The following is a 25,805-nucleotide window of genomic DNA, read 5'->3' on the forward strand; positions in this document are numbered from 1 at the left end:
ATAGAGCACTACATCCGATCCAAAAGGATCGGAAAGTGCTCTAAGCGCGGCTCACGCCTCGTCGGCGATCAGCGCGCCGCGCGTCAGCACCGCCCGCGCCGCCACCGCCTGCGCCGCCGCCACCGCGGCCGCGGGCGCCATGCCCTGCAACCGGCAGGCGAGGAAGGTGCCGTTGAACGCATCGCCCGCGCCGGTCGAATCCACCGGCGTCACCACCTCGCGCGGCACCACCTCGAAGCTCTCCGCACCGCAGCGCCCCAGCGTCGCCGCCGTGCCGTTCTTGACGACGACATCCCGCACCCCCGCCGCCGCGAGCCGCGCGACCGTCGCCGCCGGCGCCGCGTCGCCGAACAGGGCCGCCTCGTCCTCGAAGGTCGGCAGCGCGATATCCACGAGCGGCAGCACGCGCCGTACGGTCTCCCGCGCCTCGTCGGCGTCGCGCCACAGCGCCGGGCGGTAATTGGTATCGAAGGCGATCTCGGCCCCCGCCGCCCGCGCCGCGCCGAGGGCGTCCAGCAGCGCCGCCCGCCCCGCCGGCGGCAGGATCGCCAGCGTGATGCCCGAGACCAGCACGAGCCGCGCGCCCGCCAGCGCCCGTGCGAGGAATGCCGGATCGTCGGCCAGATGCGTCGCCGCCGACTGCCGCCGCCAATAGGCGAAGGACCGCTCGCCCGCCTCCACCCGGATCACGTACAGCCCGACCGACGCGCCCTCGACCCGCCGCACGAAGGCGGCATCGATCCCGGCCGCCTCGATCCGCGCGCGCATCGCGTCCGACATCCAGTCGGTCCCGATCGCGGTCACGTAGCGCACCGGCACCGCGCCGCGCAGCCCCACCCGCGCCGCCCAGGCGGCGTTGAACGTATCGCCCGCGAAACCGAGCGCGTAGCCGCCCGCTTCGTTCGGCGCGAACTCCGCGAGGCATTCCCCGATGGCGGCGAACATCACGCCGCCGGCGCCAGGGCTTCGAGCGCGCGGATCACGCCACGCAGCTCCGCCAGCCCGCGCAGCCGGCCGATATAGGAATAGCCGGGATTGACGCGCCTGGCGGCATCGGCCGCGAGCAGATGCCCGTGGTCCGGCCGCAGCGGGATCGACGCCCGCCGCCCCGCCGCCGCCGCCTCGCGTTCCTCGCGCAGCAGCAGGGCGAGCAGGGCCACCATGTCGGTCCGCCCGCCGAGATGCGGCGCCTCGACGAAGGACCCGTCCGGCTCCACCGTCACGTTGCGCAGATGCGCGAAATGGATGCGGCTGCGGAACGTCTCGGCGATCGCCAGCACGTCGTTATCCGCGCGCGACCCGAGCGACCCGGCGCAGAGCGTCAGCCCGTTCGCCCGCGAGGGCACCGCCTCGAAGAGCGTCGCCAGATCCTCCAGCGTCGAGACCACGCGCGGCAGGCCGAACAGCTTCACCGGCGGATCGTCGGGATGGATCGCGAGCCGCACGCCGAGTTCCTCGGCCACCGGCACCACCTCGCGCAGGAAATCGACCAGATTGGCGCGCACCGCCGCGTCGTCCAGCCCGTCGAACCGGGCGATCTCGGCGGCGATGGTCTCCCGCGTCTGCGCCGCCGCCCCGCCCGGCAGGCCGGCGATGATGGTCCGCTCCAGCCGCGCCAGCGCCGCCGCGTCGCACGCCGCCATCCGCGCCTCCGCCTGCGCGACCAGCGGCGCCGGATAGCACGACGCCGCCCCGGCGCGGCGCAGCACGAAGACGTCGTAGCCGATGAAATCCACCATGTCGAAGCGCAGCGCCTTCGCCCCGTCCGGCATCTCGTGGGCAAGTTCGGTGCGCGTCCAGTCGATCACCGGCATGAAATTGTAGCAGATCACGCCGACCCCCGCCCGCGCCACCGCGGCGAGCGAGTCCTTCCACACCGCGACGAGACGCGGCCAGTCATGGTCGCGGCACTTGATACCGGTCGGCACCGGGATCGACTCGCACACGCTCCAGCGCAGCCCGGCGGCCTCGATCGCGTCGCGCCGCGCCTGCGCCGCGGCGACAGGCCAGGGCTCGCCGGGCGGAATGTCGTGCAGCGCCGTCACCACGCCGGTCGCCCCCGCCTGCCGCACATGCTCGAGCGGGATCGGATCTTCCGGCCCGAACCAGCGCCAGGTTTCTTCCATCGCCCTGCCCTTTCCCCTTGTCAGTCCGGCGCGCGGCAGAGCGCGTCGAGCCGTGCCGCCAGCCCCTGCCGCGCCATCGCGCCGCATTCCTCGGCGATCATGCCCCGAAGCGGCGGCGCGCGCCACTCGTCAGCGGCAAAAACCTCGCGCCGGGCGAGCCCGTCGAGCGGGTCGCCGCCCGCCGCCGCGCCGCGCAGCCAGGCGGCGATGACCGCGATCAGCACCGGCGAGGCCCGCCCCGCGCGCCAGCGCTCGAGGCAGGGCAGCAGGATTCGCTGCGGCAGTTTCTGCGCCGATCCCAGGGCGATCTGCGCCAGTTCGTGCCGCAGCGCCGTGTTGCCGAACCGCGCCCGCAGCCGCGCGCAATAGGCGGCGGCGTCGGTCTCCGCCGGCAGCGTCGCCGCCATCTCCGCCCAGAACCGCGCCAGCACCGGCGAGAGCCGTTCATGCGCCACCGCCTCCGCCACCGTGGCGCAGCCGAGCGCCGGCCCGATCGTGGCGAGCATCGTGTGCGCGCCGTTCAGCAGCCGCAGCTTGCGGCGCTCATGCGGCGCGACGTCGGTCACGAACCGCGCCCCCGCGCGCTCCCAGCCGGGCCGCCCGGTCGGGAACCGGTCCTCGATCACCCATTCCGCGAAAGGCTCGCCGACCACCGGTGCGGCATCGGCGCAGCCGAGACGGGCGGCGATCCGCGCCCGGTCCTCCGCCGTCGTCGCCGGCACGATCCGGTCCACCATGCTCGACGGGCAGGCCACTTCCGCCGCCACGAAATCGCCGAACCCGCGATCGCGCCGCGCCGCCATCCGCGTCACCGCCGCGTGCAGCACACGTCCATTGCCGGCGAGATTGTCGCAGGAGAGCAGCGTGAACGGCGCGATCCCCGCCCGCCGCCGCCGCCACAGCGAGGCGGCGAGCAACCCCGGCACGCTGCGCGGCGCGGCATCCGGCGCGGCGAGATCGTGGGCGACATCCGCATCGCCCTCGTCGAGCTCCCCGCGCGCGACATCGCAACCATAGCCGCGCTCGGTGATGGTGAGCGTGACGATACGGATCGCCGGATCGTCCAGCGCCGCCAGCACCGCGCGCGGCGCGTCGGCGCCGGCGAGAATGCCCCGCAGCGCGCCCACCACCCGCAACGCCTCCCGCCCGCCCTCGCGCAGCGCCAGCGTGTAGAGGAAGTCCTGCGGCGCCAGCGCGTCCCGCGTGCCCGCGCTGCGCAGCGAGGCGCCGAGAATCCCCCACGCCGTCTCGCCCGCCGCAAGGCAATCCTCGGTGAAGGCCGCCTGGTGCGCCCGGTGGAACGCGCCGGGGCCGAGATGCAGGATGCCGGTCCGCACCGCATCGCGGTCATAGCCCGGGCGGGCGATGTCCGCCGGCAGCGACGCGAGCCGTGCCGGAAATAACGGCTCGTCAGTCAAACTGCAATCCGCCATTCATGTCGATCACCTCGCCGGTGATCGAGGCCGCCAGCGGCGAGGCCAGGAACATCACCGCATGCGCCACTTCCTCCGGCCGGCAGAACCGGCCGACGGGGATCTGCGCAAGCTGTTCGGCGCGCTGCGCCTCGGTCAGCATTTCCGACACCATCGGCGACATCACATAGGCCGGCGCGATGGCGTTGACGGTGATCCCCTCGGCGGCCACCTCGCGGGCGACCGAAAAGGTCAGCCCCACCAGCCCCGCCTTCGACACCGTATAGGCCGTGCCCGCCGTCAGCCCGCCGCATTTCGCCGCGTAGGAGGCGATATTCACGATCCGCCCCCAGCCCTTCCGCCGCATCGCCGGCAGCAGGGCGCGGGTGAGCAGGAAGGCGCCGTCGAGATTCACCGCCTGCACGCGCCGCCATTCGGCGAGATCGGTCGCGTCGATCTTGCGGTTCGAGAGAATGCCGGCATTGTTGACGAGAATGTCGGCGCCGCCCTCATCGTTCACGACGGCAGCCGCCGCGGCGATGGCGTCCGGATCGCCGAGATCGGCCACGACCACCCGGGCCGCAGCGCCGAGTTCGGCGCCGGTCGCGGCCAGCTTCCCGGCGGCGATGTCCACCAGCACGAGCACCGCCCCCTCGGCCGCGAGCGCGCGGGCCACCGCCGCGCCGATCGCGCCGCCGGCGCCGGTGACGACCGCAACCCGCCCCTCCAGCGCCCGTTTCATGTTCCCCTCGCGCGCCGGCAGACCGTCCATGTATCGCCCCTCCCAAAATACCGGTATATTGGTAAATCACGACTGTCAAACATGTCGCGCCCCCGGTATGATCGGCGCAAAATGCCTTGCGTCCATGCCGGTCAGATCCTTCCGGGCGCACCACGTCAGGGAGATTCATGCCGCGCCCCCGCAAGCAGCCCGCCGAAACCGGAAACCCCACGGCGGAAGATCCGTTCCTCGCCTCGCTCGGCGCGCTCCGGCTCGACCCCACGATCGGCAAGACCGCGCAGATCTACACGATCATCCGCAACGGCATCGTCCAGCTCAAGCTGCCGCCCGGGGCGGCGATCAACGAGCGCGAAATCTGCGCCCGGCTCGGCATCTCGCGCACGCCGCTGCGCGAGGCGATCCTGCAGCTCGCGGCGGAAAACCTCGTCACCGTGGTGCCGAGTTCGGGCACCAGCGTCGCCCCCATCCATATCCAGGACGCGTTCGACGGCCAGATGGTGCGCGACGCTCTGGAGATGCGCGTGGTGCGGCTCGCCGCATCGCGGATGAACCTCGCCTTCGAGCGCGCGCTCGCCGCCAACATGGCCGCCCAGCGCAAGGCTTCCGCCGCCCGCGATTTCGACGAGTTCTATCTGCTGGACGAGGATTTCCACCGCCTCATCAGCGAATGCGGCGCCTCGCCCACGGTCTGGCGCATCATCAACGGCGCCAAGGCGCAGCTCGACCGCATTCGCCGCCTCGGCTTCCCGCGCCCGCACCACGCCGAAACCGTGCTCGCCGAGCACCAGGCGATCTTCGACGGGCTGATGCGGCGCGATTCCGAGCGCGCCGCCGCCGCGATGCAGACGCATCTCGACCGGGTGTTCGAAACCGTGCGCCTGCTGATCGCCGAGCGGCGCGACTATTTCTCGCCCGATGCCGGCGAGGTGGCGCAGCGCGCGGGACGGCCGGCCGGCGCTTGACCGGCTTGCCGTTTATCGGAAAAATACATACCGGTATATTTCATTCAACGACCCGGGGCGGACCACCGCCCCGCGCCAGGGCGAGAAACGGAACCAGACCCATGAACGCTCCCACCACCGTGCGCCTGAACGACGCCGACAATGTCCTCGTGGCGATCGAGCCGATCGCATCCGGCACCGGCGTCGCCGAGGGCCTGGTGACCTCGGCGCGAATCCCCCGCGGGCACAAGATCGCTTCCGCCCCGATCGAGGCCGGCGCGCCGGTGCGCAAGTTCGGCCAGATCATCGGCTTCGCGAAGGAGGCCATCGCCCCCGGCGCCTGGGTGCACGAACACAATGTCGAGGTTCACGAATTCGCGCGCGACTACACGCTCGGCGAGGTGAAGCCGGTCGAACCCGCCGCCGCGCCGGCAACGTTCATGGGGTTCCGCCGCGCCAACGGCCAGGTCGGCACGCGCAACTACATCGCCATCCTGAGCTCGGTGAACTGTGCCGCGACCGTCGCCCGCCAGATCGCGCTGCGGGCGGAGCGGAGCGGGCTGCTCGACGGGTTTCCGAATGTCGACGGCATCGTTCCGCTCACCCACGGCACCGGCTGCGGCATGGCGGCCGATGGCGAGGGCTACGAGCTCCTCGAACGCACGCTCTGGGGCGCGGCCTGCAACCCGAACGTCGCCGGCGTGCTGTTCATCGGCCTCGGCTGCGAGGTGCTGCAGATCGCGCGGATGACCGCCCGCTACGGGCTGAAGGACGATCCCCGCTTCCACTGGATGACGATCCAGGACTCCGGCGGCACGCCCGCGACGATCGAGGCCGGGCTTGCCGCGCTGCGCGAGATCCTGCCCCGCGCCGACGCCGCGCGGCGCGAGCCCCTGCCCGCCTCGCATCTCATCCTCGCCCTGCAATGCGGCGGGTCGGACGCCTATTCCGGCCTCACCGCCAACCCCGCACTCGGCGAGGCGGCGGATATCCTGGTGCGCCACGGCGGCACCGCGATCCTGTCGGAGACGCCGGAAATCTATGGCGCCGAGCATCTTCTCGTCCATCGCGCCGCGAGCCGCCGCGTCGCCGACGACCTGCTGGCGCGGATCGACTGGTGGCGCGACTATCTCGCCCGCACCGGCGGGCAGATGAATAACAACCCCTCACCCGGCAACAAGGCCGGCGGGCTGACCACCATTCTCGAGAAATCCCTCGGCGCCGTCGCCAAGGGCGGCACCACGCCGCTCACCGCCGTCTACCGCTATGCCGAGCCGGTCACCGAGCGCGGCTTCGTCTTCATGGACACGCCGGGCTACGACCCGGTCTCGGTCACCGGCCAGGTTGCCGGCGGCGCCAACATCCTCTGCTTCACCACCGGCCGCGGCTCGGCCTTCGGCTGCAAGCCGGTGCCCTCGATCAAGCTCGCCACCAACAGCGATCTCTACCGCCGCATGGAAACCGACATGGACATCGATTGCGGCGACATCCTCTCCGGCACGACGATCGCGCAAAAGGGCGAGGAAATCTTCCGCCACCTGCTCGACGTCGCCTCCGGCGCGCGCACGAAATCCGAACGGCTCGGCTATGGCGACAACGAATTCGTGCCCTGGCAGGTCGGCGCGGTCATGTGACCGCCAAGTGAGGCTTCATGTGACCGCCAGGCGAAGTTTCGTGTGATCGCCTGGCGAAATCTCATGTGGCCGCGGCGCCGGCGTCAGTGGGCGCCAGCACCCAGCATCGCCGCGCGGAACCCCTCGTCCGCGCGCAGCGCCTCGCTCGTGTCCGCCCGCACGATCCGCCCGGTCTCCAGCAGATAGGCGCGATGCGCGACCTTCAGGCTGAGATTGACGTTCTGTTCGACGAGCAGCACCGTCATCCCCTCGGCGTTGATCCGTGCGATCGTCGCGAACACCTGCTTGACGATGACCGGTGCGAGGCCCAGCGAGGGCTCGTCCAGCATCAGCAGGCGCGGCTTCGCCATCAGCCCGCGCCCGATCGCCAGCATCTGCTGCTGCCCGCCGCTGAGCGACCAGCCCATCTGCGCATAAAGCCGCTTCAGATCGGGGAAGATTTCGAGAATCCCCTCGATGTCCCGCTCGGTTTCGGCGCGCGACACCCTCCGGTTCGACGTGCCCATGATCAGGTTCTCGCGCACCGTGAGGCCCGGAAACACGTGCCGCCCTTCCGGCACATGCGCGATGCCGCGGCGGACGATCGCCTCCGGCGCCATCCGGTCGATCCGCTCGCCCTCGAAGCGGATTTCGCCGCGCGTCGGGTGCAGCAGGCCGGAAATCGTCTTGAGCGTGGTCGACTTGCCCGCACCGTTCACGCCGAGCAGGGCGACGACCTCGCCCGCCCGCACCTCGATGCTGATGTCGTGCAGGGCCGTCACCTGCCCGTAGCGCGACTGGATGTTGCTGACCTCAAGCATATTCGACATCGTCACCCAGATACGCCTTCATCACGGCAGGATCCGACAGCACCTGCTTCACCGAACCCTCGCTGATCTTCTGGCCGAAATCCATCACATAGGCCCGCGTCGCAACACTGGAGACGAAGCTCATGTCGTGCTCGATCAGCAGCATCGTCATCCCCCGCGCATGGATCCGGTAGAGGATCTGCGACAGCACCTCGGTTTCCTCGTGGTTCATCCCCGCCGCTGGCTCGTCGAGCAGCAGGAGTTCGGGGCCGGAGACGATCGCCCGCGCGATCTCGACGATGCGCTGCTGCCCGTACGGCAGGTTCTTCGCCTTCACGCCGAGCCGGGCGAAACCGAGGAAATGCAGCGTTTCCCTCGCCTTTTCCATCGCCTCGCGTTCCTCGCGATAGCCGCGCGGCCGCGAGAGCAACGCGCCCGCAAGCCCGACCGTGCCGCGCCGGTAATAACCGACCGCCACATTTTCCAACGCGGTGAGTTCGGGGAACAGGCGGATGTTCTGGAAGGTGCGGGAAATGCCGAGCCGGTTGATCCGCGCCGGGCCGAGATTGGTGATCTCCTTCCCGTCATAGACGATCGATCCCGCCGTCGCCGTATAGATCCCGCTCAGCACGTTCAGCACCGTCGTCTTGCCCGATCCGTTCGGCCCGATCAGCACCGCGACATCGCCGCGATTGACCGTGAGCGACACGCCGTTGACCGCCTTGATGCCGCCGAAATGCTTGGCCAGATCTCGAATTTCCAGAAGCGGCCGGTCCGAGGCCACCGGCCGCTCGGGCACGGCGCCGGCCTCGAGATGCGCCACCTCTTCCTCGTCAGAGCGCCGCCGGCCCGCCACCAGCGTCGCCACCGCGCCGACGCCGCGGAGCAGCAACCCGTACAGCCCTTCCGGCATGAACAGCACGACGACGACGACCAGCACGCCATAGACCGCGATGTAATAGGCATGCAGGAAGCGCAGCACTTCCGGCAGGAAGGTGATCAGCCCCGCACCCAGCGTGGTGCCGACGATCGAGGCCTGCCCGCCCACCAGCGCCATCGCGAAGAACGAGACCGACTGATAGAAATTGAAGACGTTCGGGCTGATATAGAGCGAGCCGGAAGCGTAGAGAATCCCGCCCATCGCGGCGAGCGCCGCGGAGACGGCGAAGGCGAGAACCTTGGTCCGGAACAGGCTGATCCCGTTTGCCGAAGCGGCGATCTCGTCCTCGCGCAGGGCGAACAGCGCCCCGCCCAGCCGCGAATGGCGCAGGCGGAACACGACATAGCTCGCCAGCACCAGCACCGCGACGGAGATGAAATAGAACCCGTGATCGCTGTTGATCGCGTAGCCGAACAGGCTCGGCCGGGGGATGTTGGAAATCCCGTCGGCGCCGTCGGTCACCGCGTTCCAGTTGTTCAGCACGAGTTCGGTGATGATCTGAAAGCCGATCGTCACCAGCGCGAGATAGTGGCTGGCGAGCCTGAGCGAGATCGCGCCGAGGAACAGGCCGAACCCGGTCGTCACCGCCACCGCCGCCAGCGCCGCGCTCCAGTAGCCGATGTGGTGGTTCACCGCGAGGATCGAGAACGTATAGGCGCCGATCCCGAAAAACGCAGCCTGCGCCAGCGAGATCTGCCCCGAATAGCCGAGCAGAACGGTCAGCCCCAGGGCCGCGACGGCGTAGGACAGCGAGAGGATCAGCAGCGTGAGATAATACGAGCCCAGCCGCCCGCCCGGCAGCAGGAAGGGAATCAGCACGAGCAGCGCGATGAAGGGCAGGAACTTGGCGATCGACCTGGTCATGTTGTCGTTTCCCTGAAGCCGCCGGCGCGCCGGTCAGACCTTCTGCGAGACTTTTTCACCGAACAGCCCGTATGGCCGGAAGATCAGGAACAGGATCAGCACGATGAACGGAAACGCATCGCGATACGACCCCGAAATATAGGTCGCGCCGTAGGTTTCGATCAGCCCGATGCCGAGCCCGCCGACGATGGCGCCCTTCATGCTGCCGAACCCGCCGACGATCGCCGCGGCGAACGCCTTCAGCGCGATGGTCGAGCCCATCGTCGCCGTCACCGTGTAGACGGGTGCGATCAGCAAACCCGCCAGCCCGCCCAGCGCGGTGCTGATGGCGAATGTCAGCGCCGCCATCCAGGCCACGCGGATTCCCATCAGCCGCGCGGTGTCCGGGTCCTGCGCCGTCGCCTGCAACTGCTTGCCGAGCTTGGTCCGTTCGAGGAACCAGTTCAGCAGCGCCACCATGGCGGCGGTGACGACGATGATGACGATATATTGCGGATAGACGTGCACGCCGAGCAACGCGACCGACTGCGCCTTGAAGATCGGCGGCAGCTGGTACGGGATCGGCCCATAGATCAGCAGGAACGCCTGTTCGAGAAAGACCGAGGCGCCGACAGTGGCGATCATCACCGGCAGGAAGTTGCGCGGCCGGTTGCGCACCGGCTGGAAGATCAGCAACTGGAACAGCGCGCCGACCACGCCGGTTCCCGCCACCGCGAGCAGAAGCGCGAGCCACCAGGGCAGATGCAGCACGACGACGAGGCTGACCATGAAATAGGCGCCGATCATCGCGAAATCGCCCTGGGCGAAATTCACCACGTTGACCGAGGTGTAGATCAGCACGAAGCCGAGCGCGATCAGCGCATAGATGCTGCCGACCGCAAGCCCCGCGATGGTCAGCTGGATGAATTCGGAGAACACGCAGACGATATCCCGGGCAGCTGGTTTTTCATTCCGTCACGATAACGGCGAACGCCGTCCGGGCCACGACCCTGCCCGGACGGCGCCCGGCCTTCAGCCGACGTATTTGATCGGGATGACCTTCTGGTGCTGCATCTTCACCACCCAGTAGCCGTGCAGCCCGTCGCCGTTCGCGTCGAAATTGTAGGTGCCCTCGACGCCGTGATAGCCCTTCACCGCGCGAATGCCCTTCTGGATCGCCGCCGGCGCGGTGCCGTCCTTCGCGATCACCCGGCTCAGGACGTTCATCGCGTCATACACCCAGCCGCCGAACACGTCGGGCTGGCTGTGATATTTCGCGACATAGAGCTTGGTGAACGCCTTCGCCGCGTCATTGCCGTCCGCCACGAAATCGGAAACGCCGTAGGTGCCGTCGACCGCCGACCCGGCAAGCTGGATGCACACCGCCGTCGCGATCGAGGTGGACCCGATGATCTTCACCTTGAGGTCGAGCTGGCGCAGCTGCTTGAGCATCTGCGCCTCGTCCTCCGAATTCGTCATGTAGGTGGCCAGCGTATCCGCGCCGGAGTTCTTGATCTTTTCAAGGAACGAGGTGTAGTCGCGCGTCGCGGTCGTGTAGCCCTGGTCGCTGACCACTTTCGCGCCGTCCTTCACGAGCGCCGCCTTGAGCAGCTGATTGCCGGCCGAGCCGAAGGCGTCGGTGTCGTAAAGAATGGCAACCTTCTTGCTGCCCATCGTCTTTACCGCATACTGGGCCATCGTCGCCGAGGCATAGGTATCGTTCGGGCGGAAGCGGAACACCCACTGGTTGCCCACATGCGTCAGCTTCGGATCGGTGCCGCCGATCATGGTCGGAATCTTGTAGCGCGCGACATAAGGCAGCGTCGCCTGCACGATGGTGCTGCGGATCGAGCCGATGATCGCGACGATATTCTGGTTCGCCGCAAGTTTCTGATAGGCCGAGACGCCGGCCTGGTTCTGCCCGCGATCGTCCTCGACGATCAGCTTGATCTTCTTGCCGTTGATGCCGCCATGGGCGTTGATCTCGTCAACGGCGAGCTTCGCGCCATCGACCTTGTGCTGCCCGCTGAGCGCCGCCGGTCCGGTCATGTCCGCGATCATGCCGATCTCGATCGTGCCCGAGGCCGCGTGCGCGACACCCAGCCCGCACGACAGCGCAATCATGCCGGCGCCAAAAAGGAGTTTTCTGACCATTGGATTTGTTTCCCCTAGTGTTTGTGAATTTTCCGGACCGATCCGGGCCTGAAGCCACTTCCGTCGCGGTCGTGGCCCGCCGTGTCACGCCGGCGCCGGGCGAACCCGTGGGCCGTGCGGGAACGAGACCAGAACAGAAGCCACTCAGCCTGCCGCCTGCAAGGGCAATCGGGCACAAGAGCGCGCATCCGTCGGTCTCCCCATGCAGATTTTCAATAACCGGTATATAGGATTTCGGGGGGTGTCAACACGCCGTTCGTATCATCCGGCGACTCAGCGGCGGGCGGCCTCGTCGAGCCAGGCGTGCCAGTCCGGCGTATCGTCGATGAAGACCGGCGGCGGGGTGGCGCCGAGATGCCGCAGCAGCGACTCCCGCGTGCGCTCGACCGGCACCGGCAGCGGCTCCATCGGGTTGATCACGACCGCGGCAATCGCGATCCCGCGCGCGCGCAGCGCCTCGACGGCGCAGAGCGTGTGGCTGATCGTGCCGAGATAGCCGCCGGCGACCAGCACGACCTCGATGCCGAGGGCGGCGATCCAGTCGCGCACGGTGTGCGTTTCATCCAGCGGCACCATCGCGCCGCCGACGCCCTCGACCAGCATGGGGCCGGCCGCGCCGACGATCTCGGCCTGGCAGAAGGCGACGAGGTCGTCGAACGGAATGCGCCGCCCGCTGCGCGCCGCCGCCATGTCCGGCGAGATCGGGTCGGGAAACCGCCAGGGGCAGATGGTGGCGACCGCCTCGTCGTTCACCATCGAACTGCCCATCGCCCGCAGCAGGATACCGGCATCGCTCGACGCGGAGAGCGCGGGCTGGTAGCCGCTGGCGACCGGCTTGAGCGCCCGCGCGGGAACGTCGCCGGCCCGCCAGTGGCGGATCATGCCGGCGGCGACATGCGTCTTGCCGATCTCGGTGCCGGATGCGGTGATGAAGAAATGGCTCATGCGGTCACCAGGATTCTGTCGTGGACGAGTTGGGCCAGACGGTCGATGTCATCTGGGGCGTGGCAGGCGGTGAAGGCGAAGCGGAGCCGCGCCGTGCCCTCGGGCACCGTGGGCGGGCGGATGGCGGCGACCAGAAAGCCCGCCGCCTCCAGCACGGCCTGCGCCGCGAGGGCGCGCTCGGCGGTGCCGAGCAGGAGCGGCACGATCGGGCTTTCGGCCGGTGGCAGGCCCAGGGCGGCGCAGAAGCGGCGGGCATGGGCGAGCGGGGCGGCGCACATTGCGGGGTCGGTCGCGATCAGGTCGAGGGCCGCGATCGAGGCGCCGACCACCGCCGGCGGCAGGCCGGTGGTGTAGACGAAGCTGCGGGCACGGTTGCGGATCAGCTCGCACACCACGTGCGAGGCGCAGAGATAGCCGCCATAGCTGCCCACCGCCTTGGACAGCGTGCCCATCTGCAACGGCACGTCATGGCCGTGGGCCGAGCCGCGCCCTTCGTTGATGACGCCGATGCCGTGCGCGTCGTCCGTCATCAGCCAGGCGTCATGCGCCTTGGCCAAGGCGAGCATCTCGCCGACGGGCGCGAGGTCGCCATCCATGGAGAAGACGCCGTCGGTCACCACCATCGCGTGGCGGGCGGCTTGGCGATGGGCGGCGAGGAGTTCGGCGAGATGCGCGAGGTCGTTGTGGCGGAAGACGTGGAGCGCGGCGCCGGACAGGCGGGCGCCGGCCCAGATGCAGGCATGGGCGAGTTCGTCGACGAAGATCGCATCCTCCCGCGCCATCAGCGCCGGGATGATGCCGGTATTGGCGAGGAAGCCCGAGCCGAACACCACGGCGTCTTCCGTCTGTTTCAGCGCGGCGAGGCGCGCCTCGAGCGCGCAATAGAGCGGATGGTCGCCGGTGACGAGGCGGGAGGCGCCGGCGCCGGCGCCGTGGCGGCGGGCGGCGTCGATCGCGGCGTCGATCACCGCCGGGTGGGTGGAGAGGTTGAGATAGTCGTTGCAGGAGAACGAGATCAGCCGCTGCCCGTCGCGCTCCAGCACCGCGCCGGCGGCGCGGGCGGTCGGGCGCAGGCGGCGGCGGAGGGCGCCGGCCTCGAGGCGGGCGAGCTTGTCGGTCGCGAACTGGTCGAGCGTGGTCATCCTGTCTCAATCTGCCGCAAAAGCTTCACGAACGCGGATGCAGCGTTTATCACCGGTTCGACCCCTTGGGGCAAATCGGAGCTTGCCATGTCCATCGCACTCGATTCTTCCACCGCCACCGCCGCTGCCGCGCCGTCCCCGACGCGGGCGCGCATCGCCGCCCTGCTGGCGCTGCCGCTGCCCGAGCTGATCTTCCAGGCGCAGACGGTGCACCGGCAGCATTTCGACCCGACCCAGGTGCAGATTTCCACCCTGCTCTCGATCAAGACCGGCGGCTGCCCGGAGGATTGCGGCTATTGCCCGCAAAGCGCGGAATTCGACGTGGGGGTGAAGGCCTCGAAGCTGATGGACATCGCCCCGGTGCTGGAAGCGGCGCGGCGGGCGAAGGAGGCCGGGGCGCAGCGCTTCTGCATGGGGGCGGCCTGGCGCTCGCCCAAGGATCACGATCTCGACCGGGTGGCGGCGATGGTCGAGGGGGTGAAGGCGCTGGGGATGGAAACCTGCGTCACCCTCGGGATGCTGCGGCCGGACCAGGCGGCGCGGCTGAAATCGGCCGGGCTCGACTATTACAACCACAATCTCGACACCTCGCCGGAATTCTACGGCAGCATCATCACCACCCGCACCTACCAGGACCGGCTGGATACGCTGGCGGCGGTGCGGGATGCGGGGATCAATATCTGCTGCGGCGGGATCATCGGGATGGGCGAGGATCTCGACGACCGGGCCGGGCTGCTGGCGACGCTCGCCGATCTCGACCCGCCGCCGGAGAGCGTGCCGATCAACGCGCTGGTCGCGGTGAAGGGCACGAAGCTTGGCGAGAGCGCGCCGATCGACCCGATCGATTTCGTCCGCACCATCGCGGCGGCGCGGATTTCCATGCCGAGATCCTGGGTGCGGCTGTCGGCCGGGCGGGAGGCGCTGAGCGACGAGGCGCAGGCGCTGTGCTTCCTCGCCGGGGCGAACTCGATTTTCTATGGCGACACGCTGCTGACCACGGCGAACCCCGCGGTCGCGCGGGACAATGCGCTGTTCGACAGGCTCGGGATGACGAAGCTTTCGTGAGCGACTGGCTGGAGCGCGGCTGGCGGCATGTCTGGCTGCCCTATGCGCAGATGCAGACCGCGCCGCTGCCGCTGCCGGCGGTGCGGACGGAGGGCGCAAGAATCCATCTCGCCGACGGGCGGGTGCTGATCGACGGCGTCGCCTCCTGGTGGACGGCGTGCCATGGCTACAATCATCCGCATATCCGTGAGGCTGTCGCGGCCCAGCTCGATTCGATGCCGCATGTGATGTTCGGCGGGCTGGCGCACGAGCCGGCCTATCGGCTGGCGACGCGGCTGGCCGGGATGATGCCGGACGGGCTGGAGCGGGTGTTCTTCACCGATTCCGGCTCGGTCGCGGTGGAGGTGGCGATGAAGGTCGCGGTGCAGGCGCGGCTCAATCGCGGCGAGCGCGGGCGGCACAAATTCCTTGCCTTCCGCGACGGGTATCATGGCGACACGCTGGCGACGATGGCGGTGTGCGACCCCGAGGAAGGGATGCACGCGCTGTTCGCCGGGCTGTTGCAGGAGCATGTGATCGCCCCCCTGCCCCGGGATGCGGAGTCGGAGCAGGTTTTCATGGCGCTGCTGGAGCGGCACGCCGGGGAGCTCGCGGGGATCATCGTCGAGCCGCTGGTGCAGGGGGCGGGCGGCATGGTGTTTCACGACGACGCCGTGCTGCGGCGGCTGCGGGCGGCGGCGGACCAATACGGGCTGACGCTGATCTTCGACGAGATCTTCACCGGGTTCGGGCGGACGGGAACGATGTTCGCCTTCGAGCAGGCGGGCGTCGTGCCGGATATCGTCACGTTGTCGAAGGCGCTGACGGGCGGCACCTCGCCGCTGGCGGCGACGGTGGTGCATCGCGACCTGTACGAGGCGTTTCTCGGCGAGGACCCGATGAAGGCGCTGATGCACGGGCCGACCTTCATGGCCAATCCGCTGGGCTGCGCCGCGGCGAATGCCTCGCTCGACCTGTTCGAGACCGAGGACCGGCTGGGGCAGGCCAGGCAAATCGAGGCCTGGCTGCGCGAGGGGCTGGAACCGTGCCGGGGGCTGCCCGGCGTGGTCGATGTGCGGGTGAAGGGGGCGATCGGCGTGGTGCAGCTGGGGCGGATCAAGAATCCGGTGGGGTTGCGGGAGCGGTTCGTCGCGCGCGGGGCGTGGATCCGGCCGTTCCGCGACATCGTCTATCTCACCCCGGCGCTGACCATCGCGCAGGATGAACTGGCGCGCCTGACCGGGGCGATCAGGGACGTTCTGGCAGAAGGCTGAATGTAAGCGCCGCCCCGGCGTTATCCGGACGGGCGGAGGGCGACGGCAAGCGGGGCAGATGGCGCGGCCCGATCCGGCGCCGGCGCGGAAGAGTGGTTGCAGAGCCGCTGCGAGGGCGTTCCGCTGGCGGGTTCGGGGCGGCGGAGCAAAATTGGTTGCGGGGCCAGCGCGGCCGGCAGCGGAATCCTGAGCAGGTGGCAGAGCGGGCGGACGGCGCGGCCGAAGCGCGGGTCGGCGGCGAGGATCGCCGCCATTTCGGGCTGGTTCAGCAGATGCGCGAGCTGGGAGGCATAGCCGCGGATTTCGAATCCGCCGGCGGCGGCGAGGCCGCGGCGGCGCGGCAGGGCGGACGGCGCGCGCGGACGCGGCGCCGATCGGCGGGGCGCCTGCCGGCGCGGCGGGTGCAGCGTGCCGGCCTCCAGCCGGGCGGCGAGGTCGGCGATGCGGCCGACGAGGCGGGCGATGCGGAGCGCGATCGCCGCGGCGAGGTCGCGATCCGGCCCGAAGGCGCCGCGCCGCCCGGCCCGGGCGATGGCGCCGTACAGCGCATCGACGATCCGCAGGAAGGTGACGATGACGCCGCGTGTCTCCATGCGCGCAGGAGACCATGACGGGCGGGGGGTGGGCAAGAATTCCGTTAGGAAATCTTTACGCGGTCCGGGAGGATCGGAACATGAACTGGTGTTCCGCTCCCGAACGCCGATGGCGTTCGGGAGCGGAAAACTAGACGGTGGCGCCGAACAGGTGGCCGATCAGCGTGGTGGCGGCCATGGCGAGCGCCCCCCAGAAGGCGACGCGCAGGGCGGGTTTGAGCATCGGCGCGCCGCCGGCGCGGCCGCCGACGGCGCCGAGCACGGCGAGGAAGACGAGGGCGCCGAGGCCGATTCCGGCGGAGAGCACGGGCTTCGGCAGGGTGGCGGCGAGGATGAGCGGGGCGGCGGCGCCGACGGCGAAGGTGGCGGCGGAGGCCATGGCGGCCTGGATCGGGTTGGCGGCGGTGAATTCGGTGAGGCCGAGCTCGTCGCGGGCATGGGCGCCGAGCGCGTCATGCGCCATGAGCTGGGTGGCGACGGCGCCGGCGAGAGCGGGGTCGAGGCCACGGGCGACGTAGATCGCGGCGAGTTCGGCGTGCTCGGAGGCCGGGCTTTCGGCGAGTTCGGCGCGTTCCTTGGCCAGGGCGGCGGTTTCGGTATCGGCCTGGGAGCTGACCGAGACGTATTCGCCGGCGGCCATCGCCATCGCTCCGGCGACGAGGCCGGCGACGCCGGCGACCAGCGCATCGTGCCGGACGCCGCTCGCGGAGATCACGCCGAGGATGAGGCTGGCGGTGGAGATGATGCCGTCATTGGCGCCGAGCACGGCGGCGCGGAGCCAGCCGGTGCGGCCGAGAAGGTGAAATTCAGGATGGGGAAGATGCATTTTTGCTCCGTCGCCGCAGCGGCCATGATGTGCGCCGTATCATAGGCCGGCGGGCGGGCGGGCCAAGCTGGCCATGCGGGGCGGGGCGTCGGCGGCGAACGGCTTGGCGCGGTCGCCGGCCGGGATGCGGGCCGGGGAGGAAGAAAACCCCCGGCGGTTGCCGGGGGCGGGTGGGTCAGGCGCGGCGCTTGCGGCGGGCGGCGAGGCCGAGGACGGCCAGGGCGGTGCCGAGCAGGGCCAGCGAGCCGGGCTCGGGGACCGGGGTTGACGGCTTGCCGTCGATATAGAGGGCGCCGCTATTGGCCGTGGCGCCGTAGGCCGTGCCGGACTGGCAGTCGCTGAGCGGGGTGCTGGCGAGGAAGGCGACGGCGTAGGAGTATTCCGGCAGGGCGGCGGTGAGGGTGAAGAGCGGCCCGTTGGTCGCCTGCGCCTGCGACTGGAGGGTCTGGCTGCCGAGATCGGCGACGTAGACGTCGTATCCGCCGGAGACGCTTTTGAAGGCGCCGATCGGGTTGTTCGGGTGGGCCGGCGTGTAGCCGAGATAGGAGGCGAGATCGCGGCGCGTCCAGGCGAAGGGTTTGGCGAGCGTCGTCGTGATGGAGGACGGCGTTCCCTTGGCGGCCTGCGTGATGCCGATCGTGGGGGCGGCGGAGGGCGGCGTCGTCTCCGGCGTCAGGAAGGCGAGGATGAGGTCGCCGGAGGTCGGGCCGCCGGAGGCCCAGAAGCCGAATTCCGGCGGGTTGGTCGTGGTGGGGGTGTTGATCCCGTTATCGGTGCAGGCGGGCGTGGAGCCGGCGCAGAAGCTGTGGAGCGTGCTGGTTTTGCTGCCCTGCTGCCCCCGTTGCTGCCCCCACGGAGTCCCCTGGCCCCAGTTCCAGCCATTTCCGTTGTGGGCCTGGGCGGTGCCGCCGGACGCGAGGAGCGCGAGGGCGGCGGCGCCGGCGAGCAGGGCGGTGGCGAGCGGTCTGGCGGGCCGGGACCGGGTCGAACTGGACATCATGGAATGCCGTCTCCTTGAGGCTGAAATCGTCACGTCGAATGGCGCGGCCGGTCGGGTCCTGCCGGGAGGGCGAGGCCGTCACGCTGAATAAAAAATTAGACGCAAATTTCGTGCCTGAAAATATTCCGTAAACAATTCAGCATGTTATGAAATCGAGGCGAATGAGATGTAAAATTTTCCGACAGTCGTTGCCGTTTCATCATGGATGTTTTGCACGTTTAGATTGTATTTTGATGACATTCCGCCCTCCGGCGCCGAACGCGGGCGATGCCACGATCAGTCGGCGCGGGTGGGGTGGATGCCGAGGCGGCGGAGCAGACGCTCGGTGTGGCGGGTCCAGGGGCGCGGGGCGCGGAGGCGGTCGCCGATCAGGGGGAGCATGCGGTTCAGCGTGTCGTCGCGCAGGAGGGCGTGGTGGGCGATGGCGGCGAGGGCGTGCAGGCCGGCGAGGATGACCAGCGCGTCGGCGATGGTGCCGTGGATCGAGCCGGCGGCGCGCAGGAACGCGTGGAGCGGGGCGGGCATCGGCACGTCGAGCCGCCAGGCGAAGAGGCGTGAGCCGTGGCCGAGCGCGCGGGAGATGCCGGTGGCGACCGTCAGGGCGAGCAGGAGATAGAGCAGGACATGCGCGAGGCGGCCGATGGCTTCGAGCACGCCGGGCAGCCGGGGCGGCTTGTGGCCGAGGGTGAGGCGCCAGGCGAGGCGGAGGAGCAGGATCGCGGCGATGGCGAAGCCGGTCGCGATATGGACGGAGAGGACGAGGGCGCGAGCGTCGCCTTTCGGCAGGAAGCCGCGCCCCTCGGCAAGGGCCCAGTTCAGGCCGACCAGGATGGCGGTGAGCCAGTGGAAGGCGAGGCTGGCGCGGTCGTAGACGTGGCGGGGGGATGCGGTCATGCCGCGGGGTGTAGCGGAGCGGGGCCGCGCGTCAACGCAATCCGTGGTGAGGGCGTCGACGGCGGCCCGGGCCGGACAGGCTCAGAGGGCGGCTTCGGCGAAAATGCGCGTGGCGTCGCCGTGCCAGGCGCCGTGGTAGCGGCCGAGCCAGTGCTCGGCCTGGGTGGGCGCGCCATGGGCGATGGCTTCGAGGGGGGCGAGGTAGATGCGCTCGTCCTCGCCGGCCGCGTTGGTCCGCGCGCGGGATTTCAGCCCGTCCGCGGCGATGGCGAGGACGTCGCGCGCGAGGTCGCGCAGGGTGCCGGTGGGCAGCGCGATGTCGAGCCCGTGGCGGGGCACCTCATCGCGCAGGTGGACGATCTGCTCCCAGGAGAGATCGCGGATCAGGGCGGAGGCGGCGTCGAGCGCCGCATCGTCGTAGAACAGGCCGGTCCAGAGGGCGGGCTGGGCGAGGAGCATGGCGGGATTGCCGGAATCGGCGCCGCGGGTCTCGATGAAGCGCTTGAGGCGGACATCGGGGAAGGTGGTGGTGGTGTGGTCGGCGAAGTCGCCGATCGTGGCGGGCTCGGCGGCGAGGCCCTCGAGCCGGCCGGCGATGAAGTCGCGGAAGGACTTGCCGGAGACGTCGATGTACTGCCCGTCGCGGTAGACGAAATACATCGGGATATCGAGCATGTAGTCGGCGTAGCGCTCGAAGCCGAAACCGTCCTCGAAGACCATGCGGGGGATGCCGGCGCGGGCGTTGTCGGTATCGAGCCAGGCATCGGCGCGGTTGGAGAGCAGGCCGTTCGGCCTGCCCTCGACGAAGGGGCCGTTGGCGAACAGGGCGGTGGCGAGCGGCTGCAGGGCGAGGCCGACGCGCATCTTCCGCACCATGTCGGCCTCGGAGGAGAAGTCGAGATTGGCCTGGACGGTGCAGGTGCGCAGCATCATGTCGAGCCCGCGGGTGCCGACCTTCTGCATGTAGGCGCGCATGATGGCGTAGCGGCCCTTGGGCATCCAGTCGAAATCGGCGCGGCGGGCCGTCGGGTGGAAGCCGAGCGGGGCGAAGCCGAGGCCGAGCGCCTCGCCGATGCGGTGGACGCGGGCGATATGGGCGTCGATCTCCCGCTTCGTCTCGTGGATCGAGGCGAGCGGGGCGCCGGAGAGCTCGAACTGGCCGCCGGGTTCGAGGGAGATCGAGAACCCCCCGCCCTTCAGGCCGATCGGGTTGCCGGAATCGAGGATCGGCTCGATGCCCTCGGCGGCGGCGACGGAGTCGAGCACGGCGCGGATGCCGTCCGGCGCGTAGGGCGGCGGCGCGAAACTGTCGCGCCGGAAGCCGAAGCTTTCGTGTTCGGTGCCGATGCGGAAATCGGCCGGCGGCTTGCAGCCGGCGGCAAACCAGTCGGCGAGTTGGCGCGCGGCGGGCTGCGCGGGATCGATCGGGGTGGCGTCGGCCTCTCCGGGGTTGGACAAAGCGGGCTCCTGAAATCAGCTGGGCGCGGACCCCGCGAGCAGACGCGCGAGCCCGGCGATGGCGGCGGTTTCGGCGCGCAGGATGCGCGGTCCGAGGGTTACCGGCGACACAAACGCATGGCGGGCCATGGCGTCAAGCTCCTCCGGCGCAAGGCCGCCCTCGGGGCCGACCAGAAGGGCGTGGGGTTGAAGCGGATCGGCCGGCGACAGGGGCGGGGCGGCGTGGCGCTCGGCGGCGACGAAGAGGCGGCGGGACGGCGGGAAGGAGGCGAGGAAGGCCGCGAGCGGGGCCGGCTCGGCGATGTCGGGGATGGTCAGGCGCTCGGACTGTTCGGCGGCCTCGGTGGCGATGGCGGCGAGGCGGTCGGCGCGCAGGCGGGCGGGCTGGGTGCGGGCGGTGAGCACGGGCACGAGGCGGGAGACGCCGAGCTCGGTGGCCTTCTCGACGACGAGTTCGGTCATGTCGCGCCGGAGCGGGGCGAAGCAGAGCCAGCAATCGGGTTCGGGTTCGGGCGCGCGGGTGCGCGCGCCGAGGACGAGGGTGGCGGCGCGGCGGTCGAGCGCGCCGATCGTCGCGGCGAATTCGCCGGAACCGGCGTTGAAGACCAGCAGCCGATCGCCGGCGCGGCGGCGCATCACGGCGCCGAGGTAGTGCGCCTGGGCCGCGGATGTGGCAAGGGTCGCGCCGGGCGACAAGGGTGATGGAAGGTGCAGACGGATGAGCGAGGCCATGGCTGACCCTGTAGCAGGCGGGACAGGTTTTACCGATATCCGGGCCGGGGGATGGGTGGCGCGGCTGCCGGCGCGGCTCAGGCCGTTCGCGCTGCTGGCGCGGCTGGACCGGCCGATCGGCGTGTGGCTGCTGTTCCTGCCGGGGCTGTGGAGCATCCTGCTGGCGCGGGCGGGGGTGTGGACGACGCTCGGCCTGATCGCGCTGTTCGCCGTGGGCGCGGTGGTGATGCGGGCGGCGGGATGCGTGGTGAACGACCTGTGGGACCGCGAGCTGGACCGGCAGGTGGCGCGGACGGCGGGGCGGCCGCTGGCCTCGGGCGCGGTGTCGGTCCCGGCGGCGGTGGCCTTCCTGCTCCTGCTGCTGCTGGCGGGGCTGGTGATTCTGCTGATGCTGGGGCGGACGGCGCAGATCCTCGGCGTTGCCTCGCTGGTGCTGGTGGCGTTCTACCCGGCGGCGAAGCGGGTGACCTGGTGGCCGCAGGTGATGCTCGGCTTCACCTTCGGCTGGGGCGCGCCGCTCGGCTATGCCGCCGCGCACGGGGCGCTGGGCTGGCCGGTGCTGCCGCTCTATGCCGGGACGATCCTGTGGATCCTCGGTTATGACACGATCTACGCGCACCAGGACCGCGAGGACGACGCGCTGGCGGGCATCAAGTCCTCGGCACTCCGGCTCGGCGGGCGGACGCGGCTGTTCGTCGCGCTGTGGTATGCGGGGATGCTGGCGCTCATCGCCGCGGCGATGGCGGTGGCCGGGATCGGGCGGGACGGGCTGATCGCGCTCGCGCTGCCGGGCGCGCTGCTGGCCTGGCAGGTCGTGCGGCTCGATATCGACGATCCGGCGCGCTGCCTCGCGCTGTTCAAGCTGAACCGGTGGGTCGGGCTGCTGGTGGGGCTGGCGATCCTGATCGGGCGATGAGGGACGCGGCCGCGTTCATCCGCGCGAGCACGGCGTGGACGGCGCCGGCGCTGGTGCCGGAGATCGGGCTGCATCTCGCCACCGAGATCACGCCGATCTGGCAGGCGACCGAGGAATTCCTCGCCGAGAGCGGCATCGCCCCGCCCTACTGGGCGTTTGCCTGGCCGGGCTCGATCGCGCTGGCGCGGCATGTGCTCGACAACCCGGAGACCGTGCGCGGCCGGCGGGTGATGGATTTCGCCGCCGGGTCGGGCCTGGCCGCGATCGCCGCGGCGAAGGCGGGGGCGGCGCGGGTGACGGCGGTGGAGATCGACCCGGTGGCGGGGGCGGCGATCGGGCTCAACGCGGCGGCGAACGGGGTCGCGGTCGAGATCGTGATCGGCGACGCGACTGGCACCGCGCCGGCGCAGGACCTCATTCTCTGCGGGGATGTCTGCTATGAGAAACCGATGACCGCGCATATCTGGCCGTGGCTGCAACGCTGCGCTGCGACGGCGGAGGTGTGGATCGCCGATCCGGGCCGCGCCTATGTGCCGCGCGCGGGGCTGGCGGAATTCGCGCGCCGCACGGTTCCGACCCTGCACGAACTCGAAAGCCGGAGCGCGCGGGAGACCGTGCTGTATCGGATCGCGGGCGCTTGACAGTGAATTGACCCTCGCCACCTCGGGGACTAAGCAGGTGCAGCATTTCAATTTCGTCATGAGACGACCGGCAGAAAGGTGGTGACGAGCATGCAGGATGTGCGCGAAGCGCTCATGCAGGGGCGCAACTCGACAGGCGGGACGGTCCGCCGGCCCTTGTCACCCCATCTGCAAGTCTATCGCCCCCAGATCACCTCGACCCTGTCGATCCTGCACCGGATCACCGGCGTCGCGCTGTCGGCCGGGGCGGTGCTGCTTTCGCTCTGGCTGGCGGCGGCGGCGACCTCGTCGGGCGCGTTCTCGGTGGCGCAGGCGATCGTCGGCTCGATTCTCGGGATGATCGTGCTGTTCGGCTTCACCTTCGCCCTGTTCTACCACTTCTGCAACGGCATCCGGCACCTGCTGTGGGATGCCGGGGTCGGCTTCGAGCTGCCGAGCGTGCATCGCTCCGGCGTGGCGGTGGTGGTGGCGGCCGGCGGGCTGACCGTGCTGGTCTGGCTGGTCGGGCTGGTGCTGCTGTGAGCGCGGCGGGGGGAGACAAGTCGATGAGGATCATGCGTTCGGCACTCGGCCGCGCCCGCGGCATGGGGGCCGCGAAATCGGGCGTGCATCACTGGTGGGCGCAGCGGCTGACCGCGCTGGCGCTGCTGCCGCTCGCGCTCTACGCCGTGCTGTCGGTGCTGCTGCTGGAGGGCGCGAGCCAGGCCGAGATGCTGCGCTACATGGCCGAGCCGTGGAACGGGGTGCTGTTCCTCGCCCTCGTGATCGCGCTGTTCTATCACCTGCAGCTGGGTTTGCAGGTGGTGATCGAGGACTACATCCGCTCCGAGGGCAAGCGGCTCGCGGTCATGCTCGCGATGCGGGCGACGGCCGGGTTCTTCGGGCTGCTGGCCATCATCTCGGTCCTGAAACTGTCCTTCTGATCCGCCGCCTGGGGAAATCACCGTCATGAACGCAATGTCGAAGCCGTCGCTCGGCGCCTACACGATCATCGACCATACCTATGACGTCATCGTCGTCGGCGCCGGCGGGTCCGGCCTGCGGGCGACGCTCGGCATGGGCCAGGCCGGGCTGAAGACCGCCTGCATCAGCAAGGTGTTCCCGACCCGCAGCCATACCGTGGCCGCACAGGGCGGCATCGGCGCCGCACTCGGCAACATGGAGCCGGACGACTGGCGCTGGCACATGTATGACACCGTCAAGGGCTCGGACTGGCTCGGTGATCAGGACGCCATCGAATACATGTGCCGCGAGGCGATTCCGGCGATTCACGAGCTGGAGCATTTCGGCGTGCCGTTCAGCCGCACCGAGGACGGCAAGATCTACCAGCGGCCGTTCGGCGGGCACATGAAGGATTTCGGCCAGGCGCCGGTGCGCCGCGCCTGCGCCGCCGCCGACCGCACCGGCCACGCCATCCTGCACACGCTGTACCAGCAGAGCCTGAAGGCGGATGTGGAGTTCTTCGTCGAGTATTTCGCGACCGACCTCATCATGGACGACGAGGGCGCGTGCCGCGGGGTGATGGCCTGGTGCCTGGAGGACGGGACGATCCACCGCTTCCGCGCGCAGCTGGTGGTGCTGGCGACCGGCGGCTATGGCCGCGCCTATCTCTCCTGCACCTCGGCGCATACCTGCACCGGCGATGGCGGCGGCATGGCGCTGCGCGCCGGGCTGCCGATGCAGGACATGGAGTTCGTGCAGTTCCACCCGACGGGCATTTTCCCGGCCGGCTGCCTGATCACCGAGGGCGCGCGCGGCGAGGGCGGATACCTGACCAACGCCGAGGGCGAGCGCTTCATGGAGCGCTATGCGCCGACGGCGAAGGACCTCGCCTCGCGCGACGTGGTCTCGCGCTCGATGACGATCGAGATCATGGAAGGGCGCGGCTGCGGGCCGAACAAGGACCATATCCTGCTGCACCTCGAAGGGCTGAAGCCGGAGCAGCTGCATGAGCGGCTGCCGGGGATTTCGGAGACGGCGCGGGTGTTCGCGGGCGTGGACGTGACCAAGGCGCCGATCCCGGTGCTGCCGACCGTGCATTACAACATGGGCGGCATTCCGACGAATTATCGCGCCGAGGTGCTGCGGCCGACCAGGGACAATCCGGACGCGATCGTGCCGGGGCTGATGGCGGTGGGCGAGGCGGCGTGCGTTTCGGTGCACGGCGCGAACCGGCTCGGCACCAACTCGCTGCTCGACCTCGTGGTGTTCGGCCGGGCGGCGGCGCACCAGGCGGCGAAGGTGGTCACGCCGGGCGCGAGCCAGCCCGCCCTGCCCGCCCGCGCCGGCGAGGCCTCGCTCGACCGGCTGGACGCGACGCGCCACGCCAAGGGCGGCACCACCGTCGCCGCACTCCGCGACCAGATGCAGCGGACGATGCAGAACCACGCCGCGGTGTTCCGCAACTCCAAGACGCTGAAGGAAGGTGTCGCGAAGATGTCCGGCCTGTGGCAGGGGCTGAAGGACATCTCGGTGTCCGATCGCGGGCTGATCTGGAATTCCGACCTGATGGAGGCGCTCGAGCTGCACAACCTGATGGGCAACGCGATCACCACCATGGCCTCGGCCGAGGCGCGGCACGAGAGCCGCGGGGCGCACGCGCATGACGACTTCCCCGAGCGCGACGACGCCGAGTGGATGAAGCATTCGCTCGCCCATTGCACGGATGAAGGCGAGGTGGCGCTCGACTACCGCCCGGTGCGGATGCAGACGCTGACCAACGACGTTTCGGTGTTCCCGCCGAAGAAGCGCGTCTACTGA

General features: G+C 69.9%; 25 protein-coding genes. 9 read left to right on the plus strand and 16 right to left on the minus strand.

All coding sequences use genetic code 11. From position 1 onward, the window contains the following. Positions 1 to 51: 51 nt before the first annotated feature. Genes ACMV_RS10440 through ACMV_RS10455 form a run of 4 tightly spaced genes read right to left on the minus strand, consistent with a single transcriptional unit; the run spans position 52 to position 4,310 of the window. A complete protein-coding gene (locus tag ACMV_RS10440) occupies positions 52 to 945 on the minus strand; it encodes a sugar kinase (protein ID WP_013640420.1) in 894 nt (297 codons plus the stop codon). After that, a complete protein-coding gene (gene uxuA / locus ACMV_RS10445) occupies positions 945 to 2,126 on the minus strand; it encodes a mannonate dehydratase (RefSeq protein ID WP_013640421.1) in 1,182 nt (393 codons plus the stop codon). The genes ACMV_RS10440 and uxuA overlap by 1 nt, the downstream gene beginning before the upstream one ends. Before the next feature lie 20 nt (positions 2,127 to 2,146). Then, a complete protein-coding gene (locus ACMV_RS10450) occupies positions 2,147 to 3,544 on the minus strand; it encodes a mannitol dehydrogenase family protein (protein WP_231844389.1) in 1,398 nt (465 codons plus the stop codon). After that, the gene (locus ACMV_RS10455; protein WP_013640423.1) at positions 3,537 to 4,310 is read right to left on the minus strand and encodes an SDR family NAD(P)-dependent oxidoreductase; all 774 of its coding nucleotides are present in this window, start codon (positions 4,308 to 4,310) and stop codon (positions 3,537 to 3,539) included. The genes ACMV_RS10450 and ACMV_RS10455 overlap by 8 nt, the downstream gene beginning before the upstream one ends. Positions 4,311 to 4,447: 137 nt before the next feature. Here ACMV_RS10455 and ACMV_RS10460 point away from each other — a divergent pair, with 137 nt between their 5' ends. Both ACMV_RS10460 and ACMV_RS10465 read left to right on the plus strand, forming a co-directional pair. After that, a complete protein-coding gene (locus ACMV_RS10460) occupies positions 4,448 to 5,242 on the plus strand; it encodes a GntR family transcriptional regulator (protein WP_013640424.1) in 795 nt (264 codons plus the stop codon). Positions 5,243 to 5,343: 101 nt separating this feature from the next. Further along, positions 5,344 to 6,855 (plus strand): UxaA family hydrolase, encoded by a 1,512-nt coding sequence (locus tag ACMV_RS10465; RefSeq protein WP_007423271.1) that lies wholly within the window; start codon positions 5,344 to 5,346, stop codon positions 6,853 to 6,855. 83 nt (positions 6,856 to 6,938) lie between these two features. Here the strand turns inward: ACMV_RS10465 and ACMV_RS10470 are convergent, their stop codons facing one another. The 6 genes from ACMV_RS10470 to bioF form a co-directional block, all read right to left on the minus strand. Continuing rightward, entirely contained in the window at positions 6,939 to 7,655 is a 717-nt protein-coding gene (locus ACMV_RS10470) for an ABC transporter ATP-binding protein (protein WP_013640425.1), read from the minus strand. After that, complete coding sequence (locus ACMV_RS10475) at positions 7,648 to 9,447, minus strand: branched-chain amino acid ABC transporter ATP-binding protein/permease (RefSeq protein WP_012039682.1); 1,800 nt, start codon at positions 9,445 to 9,447, stop codon at positions 7,648 to 7,650. Before ACMV_RS10475 ends, ACMV_RS10470 begins: the two co-directional genes overlap by 8 nt. Before the next feature lie 33 nt (positions 9,448 to 9,480). Continuing rightward, positions 9,481 to 10,365 carry a branched-chain amino acid ABC transporter permease gene (locus ACMV_RS10480; protein WP_007423274.1) on the minus strand — a complete coding sequence of 295 codons (885 nt, stop codon included), beginning with the start codon at positions 10,363 to 10,365 and terminating at the stop codon, positions 9,481 to 9,483. A 93-nt stretch (positions 10,366 to 10,458) separates the two neighbouring features. Continuing rightward, positions 10,459 to 11,550, minus strand: coding sequence for an ABC transporter substrate-binding protein (locus ACMV_RS10485; protein ID WP_231295245.1), 1,092 nt, complete (start codon positions 11,548 to 11,550; stop codon positions 10,459 to 10,461). A gap of 303 nt (positions 11,551 to 11,853) precedes the next feature. Beyond that, positions 11,854 to 12,525, minus strand: a complete 672-nt coding sequence (gene bioD / locus ACMV_RS10490) for a dethiobiotin synthase (protein ID WP_007423276.1) — start codon at positions 12,523 to 12,525, stop codon at positions 11,854 to 11,856. After that, positions 12,522 to 13,667 carry an 8-amino-7-oxononanoate synthase gene (bioF, locus tag ACMV_RS10495; protein ID WP_013640426.1) on the minus strand — a complete coding sequence of 382 codons (1,146 nt, stop codon included), beginning with the start codon at positions 13,665 to 13,667 and terminating at the stop codon, positions 12,522 to 12,524. The genes bioD and bioF overlap by 4 nt, the downstream gene beginning before the upstream one ends. Positions 13,668 to 13,754: 87 nt before the next feature. On the opposite strand from bioF, the gene bioB reads away from it, so the two are divergent. After that, the gene (gene bioB / locus ACMV_RS10500) at positions 13,755 to 14,732 is read left to right on the plus strand and encodes a biotin synthase BioB (protein WP_012039684.1); all 978 of its coding nucleotides are present in this window, start codon (positions 13,755 to 13,757) and stop codon (positions 14,730 to 14,732) included. Next, positions 14,729 to 15,985 carry an adenosylmethionine--8-amino-7-oxononanoate transaminase gene (locus ACMV_RS10505; protein WP_013640427.1) on the plus strand — a complete coding sequence of 419 codons (1,257 nt, stop codon included), beginning with the start codon at positions 14,729 to 14,731 and terminating at the stop codon, positions 15,983 to 15,985. The genes bioB and ACMV_RS10505 overlap by 4 nt, the downstream gene beginning before the upstream one ends. 20 nt (positions 15,986 to 16,005) lie before the next feature. Here ACMV_RS10505 and ACMV_RS10510 read toward each other — a convergent pair whose 3' ends face one another. From ACMV_RS10510 to ACMV_RS10535, 6 genes are all read right to left on the minus strand, one after another. Continuing rightward, positions 16,006 to 16,578 carry a hypothetical protein gene (locus ACMV_RS10510; protein WP_012039686.1) on the minus strand — a complete coding sequence of 191 codons (573 nt, stop codon included), beginning with the start codon at positions 16,576 to 16,578 and terminating at the stop codon, positions 16,006 to 16,008. Between the two features lie 130 nt (positions 16,579 to 16,708). Beyond that, complete coding sequence (locus ACMV_RS10515; RefSeq protein WP_007423721.1) at positions 16,709 to 17,404, minus strand: VIT1/CCC1 transporter family protein; 696 nt, start codon at positions 17,402 to 17,404, stop codon at positions 16,709 to 16,711. Positions 17,405 to 17,579: 175 nt separating this feature from the next. Beyond that, complete coding sequence (locus ACMV_RS10520) at positions 17,580 to 18,401, minus strand: PEP-CTERM sorting domain-containing protein (RefSeq protein ID WP_269447772.1); 822 nt, start codon at positions 18,399 to 18,401, stop codon at positions 17,580 to 17,582. Positions 18,402 to 18,680: 279 nt separating this feature from the next. Beyond that, entirely contained in the window at positions 18,681 to 19,298 is a 618-nt protein-coding gene (locus ACMV_RS10525) for a cytochrome b (RefSeq protein WP_013640429.1), read from the minus strand. An 81-nt stretch (positions 19,299 to 19,379) separates the two neighbouring features. Beyond that, positions 19,380 to 20,756 carry a glutamate--cysteine ligase gene (locus tag ACMV_RS10530; RefSeq protein ID WP_013640430.1) on the minus strand — a complete coding sequence of 459 codons (1,377 nt, stop codon included), beginning with the start codon at positions 20,754 to 20,756 and terminating at the stop codon, positions 19,380 to 19,382. A gap of 15 nt (positions 20,757 to 20,771) precedes the next feature. Beyond that, on the minus strand, positions 20,772 to 21,488 hold the full coding sequence (locus ACMV_RS10535) for a 16S rRNA (uracil(1498)-N(3))-methyltransferase (protein WP_041665016.1): 717 nt from the start codon (positions 21,486 to 21,488) through the stop codon (positions 20,772 to 20,774). Here ACMV_RS10535 and ubiA point away from each other — a divergent pair. The 5 genes from ubiA to sdhA all read left to right on the plus strand — a co-directional run bounded on the left by ubiA (position 21,487) and on the right by sdhA (position 25,805). Continuing rightward, entirely contained in the window at positions 21,487 to 22,404 is a 918-nt protein-coding gene (gene ubiA, locus ACMV_RS10540) for a 4-hydroxybenzoate octaprenyltransferase (RefSeq protein WP_041665324.1), read from the plus strand. The two genes, ACMV_RS10535 and ubiA, sit on opposite strands and share 2 nt — an antisense overlap. Further along, the gene (locus tag ACMV_RS10545; RefSeq protein ID WP_007422566.1) at positions 22,401 to 23,045 is read left to right on the plus strand and encodes a class I SAM-dependent methyltransferase; all 645 of its coding nucleotides are present in this window, start codon (positions 22,401 to 22,403) and stop codon (positions 23,043 to 23,045) included. The genes ubiA and ACMV_RS10545 overlap by 4 nt, the downstream gene beginning before the upstream one ends. 90 nt (positions 23,046 to 23,135) lie before the next feature. Beyond that, positions 23,136 to 23,567, plus strand: a complete 432-nt coding sequence (sdhC, locus tag ACMV_RS10550; protein ID WP_012039693.1) for a succinate dehydrogenase, cytochrome b556 subunit — start codon at positions 23,136 to 23,138, stop codon at positions 23,565 to 23,567. A 23-nt stretch (positions 23,568 to 23,590) separates the two neighbouring features. Continuing rightward, the gene (gene sdhD / locus ACMV_RS10555) at positions 23,591 to 23,968 is read left to right on the plus strand and encodes a succinate dehydrogenase, hydrophobic membrane anchor protein (protein ID WP_007422568.1); all 378 of its coding nucleotides are present in this window, start codon (positions 23,591 to 23,593) and stop codon (positions 23,966 to 23,968) included. 25 nt (positions 23,969 to 23,993) lie between these two features. Further along, the gene (sdhA, locus tag ACMV_RS10560) at positions 23,994 to 25,805 is read left to right on the plus strand and encodes a succinate dehydrogenase flavoprotein subunit (RefSeq protein ID WP_013640435.1); all 1,812 of its coding nucleotides are present in this window, start codon (positions 23,994 to 23,996) and stop codon (positions 25,803 to 25,805) included.

This window comes from Acidiphilium multivorum AIU301 (assembly GCF_000202835.1).
GTDB lineage: Bacteria > Pseudomonadota > Alphaproteobacteria > Acetobacterales > Acetobacteraceae > Acidiphilium > Acidiphilium multivorum.